Source organism: Streptomyces sp. NPDC031445, assembly GCF_055581365.1.
Genome location: NZ_JBVIJO010000001.1, coordinates 494466 through 509782, shown reverse-complemented (window position 1 = coordinate 509782; position 15317 = coordinate 494466). Strand labels below are relative to the sequence as shown.

Sequence of the window (15317 nt, the reverse complement as noted above, 5' to 3'; positions counted from 1 at the left end):
CGTGCGACAAGGGCACCGCGTCGGAGGGACCACCGGACACGCCGCCCGGCGGGCCACCGGGCCGACTGCCGGACGGGCCGCCGGACAGCCCACCGAGAGCGGCGCCCACCAGCAGCGCGTCGACGGCGTCGCCGACCACCCGGTGCCGCGCCCTTCCCGCGCCTGAACGGCCTCCACCGCAGTCACGACCGCTGCGTGCGACAAGGGCACCGCGTCGGAAGGACCACCGGACACGCCGCCCGGCGGGCCACCGGGCCGCCGGACAGCCCACCGAGAGCGGCGCCCACCAGCAGCGCGCCGACGCCGTCGCCGACCACCCGGTGCCGCGCTCTTCCCGCGCCCTCCCCGGGGGCACGCCGGCCGCACACCCCGAGGGGCGCGGGGAACCGCGCACCCGGCGCACGACCGGTACCCGGACGTTCCCGTCAGCACTCAGCCCGCGCCCGCGACATGCCCGCCCACGAGCCCCCGCACCCGCTCCACGTCGCCGGAGGCCAGCGCGTCCAGCAGGGCGGCGTGCTCCGCCGCGTCGGCGAGCAGGCCGGCCCGTCCCCGCCGCACCGGGGGCCACTGGGCGCGCCGGTGCAGGTCCTCGGCGACGCGGACCAGCTGCTCGTTGCCCGACAGGGCGAGCAGGGCCCGGTGGAAGGCCCGGTCGGACTCCGCGTACCCCGCCGGGCAGCCGGCGGCGGCCACCCGTACCGTCTCCTCCGCGAGCGGCCGCAGCTCGGCCCACCGCTCGGCGGGCACCGTACGCGCGAGCCGCAGCATCACCGGCACCTCGATGAGCGCGCGCACCTCCGCCAGCTCGGCCAGCTCCCGCGCGCCCCGCTCGACCACCCGGAAGCCGCGGTTGGGCACGACCTCGACGGCGCCCTCCAGCGCGAGCTGCTGCATGGCCTCCCGCACGGGCGTGGCCGAGACGCCGAAGCGTTCCCCGAGCGCCGGCCCCGAGTAGACCTCCCCCGGCTTCAGGTCACCGGTGACCAGCGCCGTGCGCAGCGCGTCCAGGATCTGCCCGCGCACCGAGGAGCGCTGCACCGCGGCCCGGGGCTCCGGGGCCGGCCGCTCGCCGTGGGTGTGCTCGCCGCGTGCCGCGCCCGGTACCGCGGGGTCCCGTTCCCGGCCCGGGCCGGCGGCGGCCGGCCGCTGCTGCGCGGGCACGCGGGCGGCGGCCGGCGCGCCCGGGGAGCCCTGCACGCCCTGCTTCACGGCTCCTCCTGGCGGCTTGTCGGCACTTGGGGTCATTAACGACGGGTTGTCGCTTGTCCGTCAAGCACCTTAGGCGCACCGGGCGGCAGTTCAAACTCCGGCGACTCCGGCTAAGGTAAGCCTTACCTGTGCAGCCCAGTCCGCGTTCGCGGACGCGTCCTAGGACCGGTGGTCCCGTCATGCCCGCTGCGGCCTCGCCGCTCACCGCCGCGTACGACCGCCTCGCCACGGCCTTCCCGGGCCTGACCGTGACCGAGCTGGGACCGGACGACCCGGCACCGGCGGGCGCGGGCTGGACCGGCGCCGCCGGACTCGCCGCGGGCGGCGCGGAGCTGGACGCCTTCCTCGCCTGGGACGCGGACCAGGTGGTGCGGGACTACGGCCGGCCGGCCCGCCCGGACGTCGTCGCGAGTTTCGGCCTGCACCGCTACGCCTGGCCGGCCTGTCTGCTGATCACCGTCCCGTGGTTCCTGCACCGCCGGGTGCCCCGGCTGCCCGTGACGCACGTCTGGTACGACCGCACGGCCGGCCGGATGGCCGTACGGCCCCCCGTCTCCCTCGCCTGCCTGCCGGGCGACCCCGCCGCCGCGCTGCCCGGCACGGTCGTCGTACCGGACGAGGAGGCGCTGCGGGCCGAGGTGCGCGCGGCCGTGGCCGGGCACCTGGAGCCGGTGCTCGGCGCGTTCGGGCCCCGGATGCGGCGGCGGGGGCGCGCGCTGTGGGGCATGGCGACCGACGAGCTGGTGGAGGGCCTGTGGTACGTCGCCGGGCTGTTCGGCGAGCGGGAGGCGGCGCGGGCCGAGCGCGAGCTGGAGCTGCTGCTGCCGGGGACGACCCTGCCCTACGCCGGTGGCGCCGGGTTCCGGACGCTGACCGCGCCGGACGGCTCGACGCTGCCCACCCGGGACCGGGTGAGCTGCTGCATGTTCTACACCGTCCGCCCGCAGGACACCTGCGCCACCTGCCCGCGCACCCGTGACGGCGAGCGGGTCGCCAAGCCCACGGCGTGCGCGGCGGCCTGAGGGGTGGTCAGGGCAGAAGCACGCCCTTGCGTCCACTAGGATCTTCCGCACAGGACCGCCCGCCCTCGGCGCGGTTCCCGGACAGGTGATTCACAACTTCCTCACCCGTCGCGGGAACTTTCCGAGGAACCACCCGTACGGGTAGTCTTATTCGAACTCAACTCCCGCCCCTCAAGCGGCAGTTCGAGCAGAACGCCGTCCTGGGCATCCCCTTGCACCTTATTGGCGGCCTCTTGCCCCGAAACCCCCTGAGGGCCCTCGGGAGTGGGCCACTATGGCGGGCGTTACGCCCTATCCCAATGCAAGGGACCCCTGATGAGACTGACCGACATATCGCTGAACTGGCTGCTTCCGGGCGCCGTACTGCTCCTGGGCGTGCTGGCGGCGGTGGCGGTGCTCGCGCGCGGCAAGCGCTCGACCGGGGAGAACGCGAGCGCGGACGACTCGTGGGAGCGCAGCGAGGAGCGCCGCAGGCGCAAGGAGGCCATCTACGGCACGGCCTCCTACGTGCTGCTGTTCTGCTGTGCGGCGGTGGCGGCGGCCCTGTCCTTCCACGGGCTCGTCGGCTTCGGCGAGCAGAACCTCGGGCTGACCGACGGCTGGCAGTACCTGGTGCCGTTCGGCCTGGACGGCGCGGCGATGTTCTGCTCCGTCCTCGCGGTCCGCGAGGCCAGCCACGGTGACGCGGCGCTCGGCTCCCGGATACTCGTCTGGCTGTTCGCCGCGGCGGCGGCCTGGTTCAACTGGGTGCACGCGCCGCGGGGCGCGGGGCACGCCGGCGCGCCGCAGTTCTTCTCCGGCATGTCGCTGTCGGCGGCCGTGCTGTTCGACCGAGCGCTGAAGCAGACCCGCCGGGCCGCGCTGCGCGAGCAGGGCCTGGTGCCGCGTCCGCTGCCGCAGATCCGGATCGTGCGCTGGGTGCGGGCGCCCCGCGAGACCTACAGGGCCTGGTCGCTGATGCTCCTGGAGGGCGTGCGCAGCCTCGACGAGGCCGTCGAGGAGGTCCGCGAGGACAAGCGGCAGAAGGAGGAGACCCGGCAGCGGCGGCGCGACCAGCAGCGTGTGGAGCGCGCCCAGCTGAAGGCGATCAGCCGGGGCCACCGCGGCTTCGTCGGCCGGGGCGCCGGCCGGCAGGTGGAGGTGCAGGCCGTGGAGCGCGGCCCGGCTCCCGCGACCGCGGAGCCTGCCATATCGACCGCGGAGCAGCTGCCCGTCCGCGCACGGCCCTCCCTGCAGCGGGTCCCCAGCGGGAGTGAGCCGGTGACCGTCGACCTCACCGCAGAGGACGACACCATGGCCCTGCCGCGCCTGGACTCCCTGGAGCGCAAGCTGAAGGACCTGGAGCAGCAGTTCGGCTGACGGCCGGACCCGCGGTGCGACCGCGGTACGGGACGGGGGCGTGACCGCGCGGGTCACGCCCCCGTCCCGTGCGCGCCGTGCCTCACGCCGCCTCGGCGCCGAGTTCGAACCACACCGACTTGCCCACCTCGTGCGGCCGTACGCCCCAGTCGTCGGCGAGGGACTGCACCAGCAGCAGGCCCCGGCCGTGGGTGTCGTCGTCCGTGTCCGGCATGTGCGGCTCGGGTCTGCGGGCCACGAAGTCCCGTACCTCCACGCGCAGTCCGCCGGGGTCCACGACGGCGGTGAGGACGGCGTCGTCGTCGGTGTGGACGAGCGCGTTGGTGACGAGTTCGCTGGTGAGCAGTTCGGCGATCTCCGAGCGGCCCGGTTTGCCCCAGTGCCGCAGCAGTTCGCGCAGCTCCCGGCGGGCCTCCGGCACCGCCCTGAGGTCCGCCCGGCCCAGCTCGCGCCGCAGCCGCCGCGCGTGTTCGGTGGTGGTGCCGGTCTCTTCCCCCGTTGTCGCCGAGAAGGCCCCTACCGCCACGGGACCGCCCCCTCGCGCCTGCCTCTTCATGACCCCCGCCCGCACGCCGCCGGTCCCTGCCCCTCCTGGTCGAACACGTTCACGGGGGGATGCTTGCCCAGCGGGCACCCGGGCAGTCCTGGCGCATGCCCGATGACCGGTGGTTCGGCCATATCCGCACCGCGTCCGGTCCGGCCACCGGACACCGTGGCGGCCGGACCTCGCGCCCACCGGACGCCGCCGGACGCCACGGACGCCCCGGGACACCGGTCCGGCCGCGTCCGGCACCGGATGGCGTCGCGTCGTCACGCCACGTGAAACTGGCCGAAATCCTTCCCCTTAGGGTCTTTCGTTTGGATCAGGCCGGATCAGGGAGCGGTGCCAGGGCCCGCGAGCCCGGCATGATCCAAACGAGAGGCCCTAGGGCCGCGGTACGTTGCGCAGGTTCGAGCGGGCCATCTGGAGCATCCGGCCGACCCCGCCGTCCAGCACGATCTTGGAGGCGGACAGCGCGAACCCGGTGACCATCTCGGCGCTGATCTTCGGCGGGATGGACAGCGCGTTGGGGTCGGTGACGACGTCCACCAGGGCCGGGCCCTTGTGCCGGAAGGCGTCCTTGAGGGCCCCGGCGAGCTGCTTGGGCTTCTCCACGCGCACGCCGTACGCGCCGCAGGCCCGGGCGACGGCGGCGAAGTCGGGGTTGGTGTTGGTGGTGCCGTACGAGGGCAGCCCGGCGACCAGCATCTCCAGCTCCACCATGCCGAGGGAGGAGTTGTTGAACAGCACCACCTTGACCGGTAGGTCGTACTGCACGAGGGTCAGGAAGTCCCCCATCAGCATGGAGAATCCGCCGTCCCCGGCCATGGCGACCACCTGCCGGCGCCGGTCGGTGAACTGGGCGCCGATCGCCATCGGCAGCGCGTTCGCCATCGACCCGTGCGAGAAGGAACCGATGATCCGGCGGCGGCCGTTGGGCGAGACGTACCGGGCGGCCCAGACGTTGCACATGCCGGTGTCCACGGTGAACACGCTGTCCTCGTCGGCGACTTCGTCCAGCACGGCGGCCACGTACTCGGGGTGGATCGGGATGTGCTTGTCGACCTTCCGGGTGTACGCCTTGACCACGCCCTCCAGCGCGTCGGCGTGCCGCTTCAGCATCCGGTCGAGGAAGCGCCGGTCCGTCTTCTCCCTGACGCGCGGGATCAGGCACCGCAGCGTCTCGCGGACGTCGCCCCACACGGCCAGGTCGAGCCGGGAGCGGCGGCCGAGCACCTCGGGCCGTACGTCGATCTGCGCGATGCGCACGTCGTCCGGCAGGAAGGCGTTGTACGGGAAGTCGGTGCCGACCAGGATCAGCAGATCGCACTCGTGGGTGGCCTCGTAGGCGGCGCCGTAACCGAGCAGTCCGCTCATGCCCACGTCGTACGGGTTGTCGTACTGGATGAACTCCTTGCCGCGCAGCGCGTGCCCGACCGGTGACTTGATCTTCCCGGCGAACTCCATGACCTCGGCGTGGGCGCCGGCCGTGCCGCGGCCGCAGAACAGGGTGACCCTGCCGGCCGCGTCGATCATGTCCACGAGCGCGTCGATCTCGGCGTCGCCCGGCCGCACGGTGGGCCGGGAGGCGACGAGCGCGCTCTGCGCGGCCTCCTTGGGGGCCGGTTCGCCGGCGATGTCGCCGGGCAGGGCCACCACGCTCACCCCGCTGCGGCCCACCGCGTGCTGGACGGCGGTCTGCAGCAGCCGGGGCATCTGCTTGGGGCTGGAGATCAGCTCGCAGTAGTGGCTGCACTCCTGGAACAGCCGTTCCGGATGGGTCTCCTGGAAGTAGCCCAGGCCGATCTCGCTGGACGGGATGTGCGAGGCGAGGGCCAGCACCGGGGCCATCGAGCGGTGGGCGTCGTACAGGCCGTTGATCAGGTGCAGGTTGCCCGGGCCGCAGGAGCCGGCGCAGGCGGCCAGCTTCCCGGTGATCTGCGCCTCGGCGCCGGCGGCGAAGGCGGCGGACTCCTCGTGGCGGACGTGGATCCAGTCGATGGCGGCGTTGCGGCGGACGGCGTCCACGACCGGGTTGAGGCTGTCGCCGACGACGCCGTACAGGCGCCGCACCCCGGCGCGGACGAGGATGTCGACGAACTGCTCGGCGACGTTCTGTTTGGCCATGGCGCGCGTCAGCCCCTTCGCTGTCCCGGGATACGGCCCTGCCGTTCCATCAATCCACAGGGGCGGGGGTTACGCCTCCCACACGGCCGCCGCCGTACGGTCGTCGGCGTAGCCCTTCACCCGCACCTGGGCGTCGGCGAGGAAGGCGGCGAGGCCCGGCGGGGTACGGCCCGACCAGCGACGGGCCAGGTAGGCGCAGAGGGCGGGCTCGTCGCGCAGCGGGCCGGCCAGGCCCGCCGTGCACATCACCAGCGCGTCACCCGGGCGGGCTACCGAGGCCCGGAACCGGAACGGTTCGCGGGGCGGCTCCGGGTCCGGCACCGCGGGCTCGAACGCGCTGGGCGGGGCCGGCAGGCCGAGGTCCCTCGTCAGCCGGTCGCCCCCGGGCGTCCGCTCGGGCGGCGAGCCGGGGCCGCCCTCGGGCGCGACCCGCGGCTCGATGTCCTGCCAGGCGTCGTCCCGCAGCCGGAACAGCCCGCCGTCCCCGACGCCGAAGAAGACGCGGGTACGGCAGTCCGGGTCGGCGGGCAGCAGCAGACAGCGCAGGCTCGCCGTGTACTGCTCGGGGTCCAGGCCCTGTTCGGCGGCGCTCGCGCGGAGCCTGCCGAGACTGCGGCCGGTCAGCCGGTGCAGCCCCGACTTCAGGTCCCCGCGCCGGGCCGCGCGGATGTCCGCCACGAGCCGCTGGTGGCTGTGGCCCACGGCCCGCCCGATCCAGCGGCACGCCTCGGCCGCCGCCAGGTGCGCGCCCGGCGCCGACCGGGCCCCGGTGGCCATCGCGACCAGGACCAGCGCCTGTTCCCCGGTCCCGAACCGCGCGGTGAGCAGCGCGTCCCGGCGCGGCTCGCCCCGGTAGCGGGCCGAGTCCCCGCGCAGGGACACGGCCCGCAGGGTGCAGGCGCCGTACCGGGCGCCGTCCAGCACGGTGTCCGCGACCAGTTCCCCGAGCCCGTCCGGTTCGGCGAGCGGAAGCGCGGTGGGCTCGGGGTCGTAGGTGGGGGGACCGGAGCCGACGTAGTCGACGGAAGGGGGTGGGGTGCTCCCCGGTGCGGGAGTGCTCCCCGGTGGCGGAGTGCTCTCCACGGGCGGGGCGGGGCCGGCCGGTGGCGGCGGCGCGGTCCGCTGGGGCGGCACCGGCGTCTTCGCGGGCGGCGGAGGCGCCGGCTCGGCCGGTCCGGGATCGACCGGTACCGCGTCGGCCGGTTCCCGGTCCGCCGGGCCGGGGTCCACCGTGGCCGCCGGCCGTCCCCCCACCGCGTTCCGCGCCGAGGCGAAACGGTCGTCCAGGGAGTCGGGCGCCGCCGTGGGGCCCGTGTCCTCGGTGCGGTCGTCGTACAGCTGCCCCCACCAGTCGTCGTCATGACGGGCGGGAGTTCCCCCCTGCTGGCTCATGTCCCTGATTGTCCACCGCGCGGGCGGCCGGAAAACGGGACACGGGGAAAACGCGGTGCATCGCGCCCGTCGAACGGCGTGTCGAGTGAGCGGCTGAACTGCCGTACGAGCGACGGCTGGTGGCCGCCGGGCGGCCCCACCCCCCACGGGAGGACCGCCCGGCGGCGTCCGGACCCACCTTGGCAGAGTCCCCACCGGTGCGGCGATGATGTCCGGCGGCGGGTTCGCGCCGTGGCCGGTTTCCGCCACGCCGTTCCGCTTCCGTCGGTCGGTGTGCGCAGGGAGGGACGCGGGGCGATGCTGGCAGCGATAGGACTGGACGAGACGCACGAGGCGGCGTACCGGGCGCTGGTGTCCGTGGGCGCGGCCGACGTCGCCGATCTGGCGCGCCGCCTGGCGCTGGCCGAGCACGACACCGAGCGGGCGCTGCGCCGGCTGGAACGGCGGGGTCTCGCGGCCCAGTCCTCGGCGAGGCCGGGCCGCTGGGTGGCGGCGCCGCCCGGGGTGGCACTGGGCGCGCTGCTCACCCGGCAGCGGCACGAGCTGGAGAAGGCGGAGCTGGCGGCGGCGCTGCTCGCGCAGGAGTACCGGGCGGAGGCTGCCGAGCCGGCGGTGCACGACCTGGTGGAGGTGGTGACCGGCGCGTCGGCGGTCGCCCAGCGCTTCCTCCAGCTCCAGCTCGGCGCGGCCGAGGAGGTGTGCGCGCTGGTGACCGGCAACCCGGTGGTCGTGTCCGGCATGGAGAACGACGCGGAGGAGCAGGCGGCGGGGCGCGGGGTGCGCTACCGCGTGGTGGTGGAGCGGGCGGTGCTGGACCTGCCGCACGGGCTGACGGAACTGACGGCGGCGCTCGGCCGGGACGAGCGGGTGCGGGTGGTGGACCGGGTGCCGACGAAGCTGGTGGTGGCCGACCGGTCGCTCGCGATGGTGCCGCTGACGTCGAGGACGGCGGAGCCGGCCGCGCTGGTGGTGCACGCCAGCGGGCTGCTGGAGCTGCTCGCCGGGCTGTTCGAGTCGGTGTGGCGGGAGGCGCTGCCGCTGCGGCTGGGCGCCGCCGGGGTGAGCGAGGAGGAGCCGGACGGCCCGGACGCCACCGATCTGGAGGTGCTGTCGCTGCTGCTGGCCGGGCTGACCGACGCGAGCGTCGCCAAACAGCTGGACCTGGGCCTGCGGACGGTGCAGCGCCGGGTGCGGCGCCTGATGGGACTGGCCGGTGTGACGACCCGCCTCCAGCTCGGCTGGCACGCCTGCGAACGCGGCTGGGTGTCCCGCGAAGCCGCCGGCTGACCCCGGTGCCGGCGCGGCCTCACCTGCCCGCGGGTCGCGGGCGCGGCGCGGAGCGGGCGGCCGGCGCCGCGGTGCGGGCGCGGCCCGTGCGGTCGGAGCCGAGCGGCCCGCGGGTCAGCACCCGGTGGACGGTGTCGGCCACGGCGGCCATCCCGGCGTCGTTGAAGTGCAGGTGGTCGCCGGGGTCGTAGGCGGGCAGGATGCGGCCGGGGTCGTCCGGGTCCCGGACGACCGCGTCCGCGTCGGCGACCGCGTCGAAGGCGCCGCCGTCCCGGATGAAGGCGTTCACCCGCTGCCGTACCGCCTCGCCGGCGGCGGTCCAGGCGGAGTACCCGCCGTACGGGGTGAGGGTGACGCCGACGACCCGGACACCGCGGGCGTGGGCGCGGGTCACCACGGTGCGGTAGGCGTCCGCGAACGCGGTGGCGTCCGTCGCCTCCGGGATGCCCTTGATGTCGTTGATGCCTTCGAAGACGACCAGGACCCGCACCCCGGCCCGGTCCAGCGCGTCCGCGTCCAGGCGGGCGAGGGCGCTCGGCCCGGCGCCGTCGAGCAGCAGGCGGTTGCCGCCGATGCCCGCGTTGAGGACGCCGAACCGCAGCTCGCGCAGCCGCAGGGCGAGCCGGTCGGGCCAGCGGCGGTTGGTGTCGGGGGTGGAGCCGTCGCCGTCGGTGAGCGAGTCCCCGAAGGCGACGACACAGCCGGCGGCGGGTCCGCGGACGTCGACGCCGGTGACGTAGTACCAGCGGCTGGTGGTCGCCGTGTACGCGGAGCCGTCCTCGTCGGCGGCCCGGCCGGCGCCGGCCGGCGCCACGTAGCTGGTCTGGAGGGCGGTGCGGTGGTACGTGGCGGGCCCGGAGTTCGCCGGGGTGTACACGGTGACGAGCAGGTCGGCGCCGGCCGGTACGCGCAGCGGCACCGGGTCGGTGACCGCGTCCGCGCCCGGCGGGACGGTCAGCTCCGTGGCACTGCGGAAGGTGGCGGTGCGCAGGGTGCCGGGTACGGCCTCGGGGCCGGCCGCCCGGCTCAGCGCGACGGTGACCGAGCCGAGGCGCAGGGGCGCGGTGCCGAGCCGGTTGCTGAGCCGGACGCGGACCGCGGTGCCGCCGACGCTGAGGTGGACGACGTTGCGGACGGCGGCGCCGGGCAGCGCGGCGGCGGTGCCGGAGGGCGCGGTCTCCCAGCTGCCGGTCCAGGGCGGCGGGGCCGGTTCGGCGACGGCCGGTGCCGTCAGGCCCGGCAGCAGTGCCGGGAGGAGGACCGCGAGGACCCCTACGACCTTGGCCATGTGTGTCCGCCCTTCCCCGTCGGCCGTCGGAGGCGACCGTGCCACACGGGCGGCCCGCGCCGCCGGAGCATCGACGGCGGTCCACCCGCTCGGCGCAACGGGGGCACCGGGGAGCGACGGGGCGGGAGGCACCGGGGGCCGGGGCGTGGCGGGCGGCGCGTCAGGGGAGCACGCCCTCCAGGGTGAGCAGCCGGACCTTGCGTTCAAGTCCTCCCGCGTACCCGGTCATCGATCCGTTCGCGCCGATCACCCGGTGGCAAGGGCGCACGATGAGCAGCGGGTTGGCGCCGATCGCCCCGCCGACGGCGCGAACGGCCGCGCGGGGCGCGCCGATCCGGGCGGCGATCTCGCCGTAGGTGGCGGTGACTCCGTACGGCAGCTCGTCCAGCGCGGCCCAGACCCGCTGCCGGAACTCGGTGCCCGCCGCCCGCAACGGCAGCCGGAACTCCTTGAGTTCCCCGGCGAAGTAGGCGGTGAGCTGGCCGGCGGCGGCGCGGAACGGCCCGGGGTCGTTCCGCCAGCCGTCCTGGACGGTCCGGCCGCCCTTCTGCCCGGGCACGGACAGGGAGGTGAGCGCGCCGTCCGCGTCGGCGGTGAGCAGCAGCCGCCCGACGGGGGTGTCCAGGTGGGTGCAGTAGACGGTGGTCATCGCGGCGGTCCTCGGGTCGGCGGTGGTCGGGGTGCGGGCGGACAGGACGGTTCCCGGGCCGGCGGTCACCGGACCGGCTCCCCCGCCACCAGCAGGTGCCGGACGGCGTACGACCGCCAGGGCCGCCAGGCGCCGGGGACGGCGGCGCCGGGCGGGGCGACGTCGGGATCGCCGAGCGCGCGGACGCGCAGGGTGGCGACGGTGGCCGGGTCCATGCCGGGCAGGGCGAGCAGGGCCTCCTCGGCGTCGTGCCGGTCGGCGCCCGGGTCCAGTCGTACGGTGCCGTCGGCGAGGGCGGCGGCGAGCGCGCCCAGCGGTCCGCCGGGCTCGGCCTCGGCGAGGACGGCGGGCTCCGGGAAGAGGTGGGTCAGGCCGCCGTGCGGCGCGTCGAGCACCTTGCCGTAGCGGCGCACCAGTTCCGCGGCGCGGTGGCGGCCGGCCAGGGCGCGTACGGCGGGTTCCAGAGGGTCCACGGCGCCGGGCGAGCGCAGTCCGGGCCGGGCGGCGACCAGCGGGGCGAGCCGGGGGTCGGCGCCGAGCCGTTCGTCGACGGCGTACGGGTCGGCGTCCAGGTCGAGCAGCCGGCGCAGCCGCTGCACGGCGGTGGTGAGGTCCCGGGGGTCGGTGAGGTGCAGCCGGGCGTCGAGCCAGCCGCCCGGACGGGTGCGGGTGCCGGTCCGCGGGGTGCGGACGCGTTCCTGGACGGCGGCGAGGCCGGTGCCGTACGGCAGGCGCAGGGTGCGCCGGTAGGTGCGGGCGCCGGGGGCGCCGGTGACCTCCTCGACGCCCGGTACGGCCTCCCGCGCGAGCTGGTCGAAGACGGCGGCGGACTGGTAGGGGCCGCGGTGGGCGAGCCGGAGCGGGATGCCGGTGCCGGGTGCGGCCCGGCGGGCGGCGCGGTCGCGGGGTGCGGCGGCCCGCACCCCGGTGGGGGTCGCGGCGTACACCTCCCGGATGGTGTCGTTGAACTGCCGCACGCTGGCGAACCCGGACGCGAACGCGATCTCGGTGACCGGCAGGTCGGTGGTCTGGAGCAGCACCCGCGCGGTGTGCGCGCGCTGGGCCCGGGCGAGCGCCACGGGCCCGGCGCCCAGCTCCGCGGTGAGCTGCCGCTGGACCTGCCGGGCGCTGTAGCCGAGCCGCGCGGCGAGCCCGGCGACGCCCTCGCGGTCCACGACGCCGTCGGCGATCAGCCGCATGGCCCGGCCGACGACGTCCGCGCGGACGTTCCACTCGGCCGAGCCCGGCACGGCGTCCGGCCGGCACCGCCGGCAGGCCCGGAACCCGGAGCCCTGCGCGGCGGCGGCCGTCGCGAAGAACCGCACGTTGTGCCGTTTCGGCGTCACGGCCGGGCAGCTGGGCCGGCAGTAGATGCCGGTGGTCTCGACGGCGAAGAAGAACGCGCCGTCGAACCGCCCGTCCCGGCTCCGCACCGCCTCGTACCTGCTGTCTTCGTCCTTCACGCGGTCCAGTGTGGAACGCGCGGGAGGGCGGGGCCAGCGGAATTCGGACGTGGAGCTGACGGGCGGGGCCGGGGTGTGCCTACGTCCACCGCCCCCGCTTCGCCTCCATCGCGGCCCTGCCCTCGGCCCCCTTCCGCCTCCACTCCCGGCGGAGCTCCGCGCGGACCCTGGCGTCCGTCTTCGCCACGATCCACTGGTTCTCCCGCAGCAGCTTCCGGTAGCTCTCCAGCCGCCGCTGCGGCAGTTCGCCGTTCTCCACGGCCGACCGCACCGCGCAGCCCGGCTCGGACTCGTGGGCGCAGTCGTGGAACCGGCACCGCTCGGCCAGTTCCTCGATCTCGGTGAACACCTGTCCGACGCCGGTCCCCGCGTCGAAGAGGCCGACGCCCCGCAGCCCGGGTGTGTCGATGAGCACCCCGCCGCTGGGCAGGGCGAGCAGGTTGCGGGTGGTCGTGGTGTGCCGTCCCTTGCCGTCGACGTCGCGGGCCGCCCGCACGTCCATGACCTCGGCGCCGACGAGCGCGTTGGCGAGGGTGGACTTGCCCGCGCCCGACTGGCCGAGCAGCACGCTCGTACCGGAGCCGACGAGCGCGACGAGCACGTCGAGTCCGTCGCCGTGCAGGGCGCTGACGGTGAGGACGGGGACGCCGGGCGCGCTGGTCTCCACGTCCTGCACGAGGTGGGCGAGGGTGACCGGGTCCGGCACGAGGTCGGCCTTGGTGAGGACGACGACGGGCTGGGCGCCGGACTCCCAGGCGAGGGCGAGGAAGCGCTCGACGCGGCCGAGGTCGAGTTCGACGGCGAGGGACACGGCGACGACGGCGTGGTCGACGTTGGCGGCGAGGATCTGCCCCTCGGACCGCTTGGAGGAGGTGGAGCGGACGAAGGCGGTGCGGCGCGGCAGGTAGGCGCGCACGTACCGGGGGTCGCCGCCGGGGTCGACGGCGACCCAGTCCCCCGTGCACACGGCCTTCATCGGGTCGCGGGGCACGACGAACTCGGTGTCGGCGCGGACGGTGCCGTCCGCGGTGACGACGTCGCACTGTCCGCGGTCGACCCGGACGACCCGTCCGGGCAGCAGCCCGTCGGCCTCGAACGGGGCGAACGCCTCGGCCCAGGACGCGTCCCAGCCGTAGGGAGCCAGTGCGGAGGAAGCAGCGGAGGTGGAAGTCAAGGGAGACCCTTCACAAGGGTGGCCCCGGGCAGGCGCGTACGGTGCGCGGTCGGTTCAGCCGGCGGCCACGGAGGTGGACTTGATGAGTTCCTGGATGAGGGCAGCGCCCAGCACAGTGACAGCCATCTGTCGACACCTCCTTGGTTCCGCTCGCGCGTCCGCACACCACCTCGGCGTGCACGGCAACTGTAGCCCGGGGACGGGCCGGTAGGTCAAAGCGTTTTCCGCACGGCGTTTCCGCACGACCGGGAGGTCCGGGCCGTAGGACGGGCCGCGCCCGTGCCCGCGGTCAGCCGACCGCGCAGGGCGAGCCGTTGAGCGTGAAGCGGTACGGCGTGCGGTTGCCGTCGCTCCAGGAGCCCAGGAAGCCGAAGGACAGGGTGCCGTGCGCGGCGACCGCCTTGTTGTAGTCGGCGGCGGTGGCGGTGACACGGGGGCCGTCCTGGTGCACGGTGGCGTCCCACATCTGGCCGACCTGCTGGCCGTCGCGGAAGGACCAGGCCACCTCCCAGCCGGTCAGGGCCCGGTCGGTGGTGACGCTGACGGTGGCCTGGAAGCCGTCGGGCCACTGGCTGTCCAGCTCGTAGGCGACCCGGCAGCCGGCCGGGCGGGTGGTGGCGGTGGCGCTCGCCGGGCCCGCGCGGTGGGTGGCGGAGGAGGTGCCCTGGGGTTCGGGGTCGGGCTTCTGCCGGGCGGGCGGGCGCTCGGCGCGGGTCGCGGAGGCCGGGGCGGAGGGGGCTTCCGTGGCGGTGGGGGAGTCCGTGGCGGTGGGGCGGGCCGCGGTGCGGGAGACGCCCGGGTCGGCGGCCGGCCGCCGGTCGTCCTGGGCGGCGGCGGTGCCGTCGCCGGAGCCGCCGAACGGCATCATCGACACACCGAGCGCCAGCGCCGACAGCAGCACCGCGGCGGCGAGGAGTCCGCCGCGCAGCACCCGGTTGCGGCCCGTGCCCTCCTCGCGCTCGTCGGCGTCGGCGCCGCCCGGGCGGCCCGCGCCGAGGCGGACCTCGGTGGCGCGGCGGCGCCGCTCCAGGTAGGCGAGGCCGCCCCAGCCGATCACTCCGCCGGCCAGCGCGCCGGGCAGCCCGCCGCCGTGCAGGCGCAGACAGGCGGCGGCCTCGGCGCAGCGCACACAGGTGGCGAGGTGCCGGGAGAGGTCGCCGGGGGTCTCGGCGGTGGGCGAGCGGGTCACCGCGTCCAGCAGGCGGGCGTAGCTGCGGCACTGCGCGTCCAGCGGGGAGTCGAGGTGGGCGCGGTGGCAGCGGTCCCGGAACAGGCCGCGGACCTGGTCGAGTTCACCGGCGACGGTGGCCGGGTCCAGGCCGAGCCGGCGGGCCACGGTGGGCAGCGGGAGCGCCTCCACCTCGGCCAGCCAGAGCAGTGCGGCGTCCGCCTCCTGCATGTCCCGCAGTCCCCGCAGCGCCACCGGCCGCCCGAGCGGCGGCCCGGAGAAGCGGGCCGCGCTGTCGGAGTTGAGCCACAGCCGCAGCTCGGGGTCGAGCTTGTGCCCCTGCCCGCCGGCCTCCCAGGCGGCGGCGGTGGCGCGGACGGCGCTGAGCAGCGCCGGGATCGTCGGCAGCCGTGCGGTGCGGCTGCCGGCGCCGCGCACATGGGTGCTCGCGGCGGCACGGACCTCGCGCATGCCGAGCGTGAACGCCTCGGTGGCCAGCTGGTGGGCCGTCAGCGACCCGGAGGTGCACAGGTCCGCGTAGGAGAGCACCGCGTCCCAGCACTCCGAGAACAGCGCGGCCTCGGTGTCGTCCTGAGGGGTCGGCAGGTCGGGCATGGGACTCCTGCATCCACGAG

12 protein-coding genes are annotated in these 15317 nt (G+C 75.9%); 3 read left to right on the top strand and 9 right to left on the bottom strand.

Annotated elements, in window-relative coordinates:
* Nucleotides 1-432 precede the first annotated feature (432 nt).
* Entirely contained in the window at nucleotides 433-1212 is a 780-nt protein-coding gene (locus tag ACZ5DC_RS02030; RefSeq protein ID WP_468648439.1) for a GntR family transcriptional regulator, read from the bottom strand.
* A gap of 179 nt (nucleotides 1213-1391) precedes the next feature.
* On the opposite strand from ACZ5DC_RS02030, the gene ACZ5DC_RS02025 reads away from it, so the two are divergent.
* Together ACZ5DC_RS02025 and ACZ5DC_RS02020 are read left to right on the top strand one after the other, a co-directional pair.
* Nucleotides 1392-2234: a (2Fe-2S)-binding protein gene (locus ACZ5DC_RS02025; RefSeq protein WP_468648437.1), complete on the top strand. Its 843-nt coding sequence runs from the start codon at nucleotides 1392-1394 to the stop codon at nucleotides 2232-2234.
* Nucleotides 2235-2549: 315 nt separating this feature from the next.
* Complete coding sequence (locus tag ACZ5DC_RS02020) at nucleotides 2550-3593, top strand: DUF2637 domain-containing protein (RefSeq protein ID WP_468648435.1); 1044 nt, start codon at nucleotides 2550-2552, stop codon at nucleotides 3591-3593.
* Nucleotides 3594-3675: 82 nt separating this feature from the next.
* On the opposite strand, the gene ACZ5DC_RS02015 is transcribed toward ACZ5DC_RS02020, so the two are convergent.
* From ACZ5DC_RS02015 to ACZ5DC_RS02005, 3 genes are all read right to left on the bottom strand, one after another.
* On the bottom strand, nucleotides 3676-4119 hold the full coding sequence (locus ACZ5DC_RS02015; RefSeq protein WP_468648433.1) for an ATP-binding protein: 444 nt from the start codon (nucleotides 4117-4119) through the stop codon (nucleotides 3676-3678).
* Nucleotides 4120-4518: 399 nt separating this feature from the next.
* Nucleotides 4519-6261 (bottom strand): pyruvate dehydrogenase, encoded by a 1743-nt coding sequence (locus ACZ5DC_RS02010; RefSeq protein ID WP_468648431.1) that lies wholly within the window; start codon nucleotides 6259-6261, stop codon nucleotides 4519-4521.
* A 69-nt stretch (nucleotides 6262-6330) separates the two neighbouring features.
* Nucleotides 6331-7653, bottom strand: coding sequence for a protein phosphatase 2C domain-containing protein (locus ACZ5DC_RS02005; RefSeq protein ID WP_468648429.1), 1323 nt, complete (start codon nucleotides 7651-7653; stop codon nucleotides 6331-6333).
* Between the two features lie 297 nt (nucleotides 7654-7950).
* Here ACZ5DC_RS02005 and ACZ5DC_RS02000 point away from each other — a divergent pair, with 297 nt between their 5' ends.
* Nucleotides 7951-8940 (top strand): helix-turn-helix domain-containing protein, encoded by a 990-nt coding sequence (locus ACZ5DC_RS02000; protein ID WP_468648427.1) that lies wholly within the window; start codon nucleotides 7951-7953, stop codon nucleotides 8938-8940.
* 19 nt (nucleotides 8941-8959) lie between these two features.
* Here the strand turns inward: ACZ5DC_RS02000 and ACZ5DC_RS01995 are convergent, their stop codons facing one another.
* The 5 genes from ACZ5DC_RS01995 to ACZ5DC_RS01975 form a co-directional block, all read right to left on the bottom strand.
* Nucleotides 8960-10228 (bottom strand): SGNH/GDSL hydrolase family protein, encoded by a 1269-nt coding sequence (locus ACZ5DC_RS01995; RefSeq protein ID WP_468648425.1) that lies wholly within the window; start codon nucleotides 10226-10228, stop codon nucleotides 8960-8962.
* Between the two features lie 160 nt (nucleotides 10229-10388).
* On the bottom strand, nucleotides 10389-10877 hold the full coding sequence (locus ACZ5DC_RS01990) for a methylated-DNA--[protein]-cysteine S-methyltransferase (RefSeq protein ID WP_468649893.1): 489 nt from the start codon (nucleotides 10875-10877) through the stop codon (nucleotides 10389-10391).
* Nucleotides 10878-10942: 65 nt separating this feature from the next.
* The gene (locus ACZ5DC_RS01985) at nucleotides 10943-12340 is read right to left on the bottom strand and encodes a DNA-3-methyladenine glycosylase 2 family protein (protein ID WP_468648423.1); all 1398 of its coding nucleotides are present in this window, start codon (nucleotides 12338-12340) and stop codon (nucleotides 10943-10945) included.
* A 79-nt stretch (nucleotides 12341-12419) separates the two neighbouring features.
* The gene (rsgA, locus tag ACZ5DC_RS01980) at nucleotides 12420-13514 is read right to left on the bottom strand and encodes a ribosome small subunit-dependent GTPase A (RefSeq protein ID WP_468648421.1); all 1095 of its coding nucleotides are present in this window, start codon (nucleotides 13512-13514) and stop codon (nucleotides 12420-12422) included.
* Between the two features lie 289 nt (nucleotides 13515-13803).
* Nucleotides 13804-15297 carry a cellulose binding domain-containing protein gene (locus tag ACZ5DC_RS01975; RefSeq protein WP_468648419.1) on the bottom strand — a complete coding sequence of 498 codons (1494 nt, stop codon included), beginning with the start codon at nucleotides 15295-15297 and terminating at the stop codon, nucleotides 13804-13806.
* Nucleotides 15298-15317 lie beyond the last annotated feature (20 nt).

Bases quoted from the DNA above. Each gene is read 5' to 3' on its own strand.
- ACZ5DC_RS02025 (WP_468648437.1), top strand. From the start codon at position 1,392: ATGCCCGCTGCGGCCTCGCCGCTCACCGCCGCGTACGACCGCCTCGCC.
- ACZ5DC_RS01995 (WP_468648425.1), bottom strand. From the start codon at position 10,228: ATGGCCAAGGTCGTAGGGGTCCTCGCGGTCCTCCTCCCGGCACTGCTG.
- ACZ5DC_RS01975 (WP_468648419.1), bottom strand. From the start codon at position 15,297: ATGCCCGACCTGCCGACCCCTCAGGACGACACCGAGGCCGCGCTGTTC.
- ACZ5DC_RS02020 (WP_468648435.1), top strand. From the start codon at position 2,550: ATGAGACTGACCGACATATCGCTGAACTGGCTGCTTCCGGGCGCCGTA.
- ACZ5DC_RS02010 (WP_468648431.1), bottom strand. From the start codon at position 6,261: ATGGCCAAACAGAACGTCGCCGAGCAGTTCGTCGACATCCTCGTCCGC.
- ACZ5DC_RS02005 (WP_468648429.1), bottom strand. From the start codon at position 7,653: ATGAGCCAGCAGGGGGGAACTCCCGCCCGTCATGACGACGACTGGTGG.
- ACZ5DC_RS02000 (WP_468648427.1), top strand. From the start codon at position 7,951: ATGCTGGCAGCGATAGGACTGGACGAGACGCACGAGGCGGCGTACCGG.
- ACZ5DC_RS01990 (WP_468649893.1), bottom strand. From the start codon at position 10,877: ATGACCACCGTCTACTGCACCCACCTGGACACCCCCGTCGGGCGGCTG.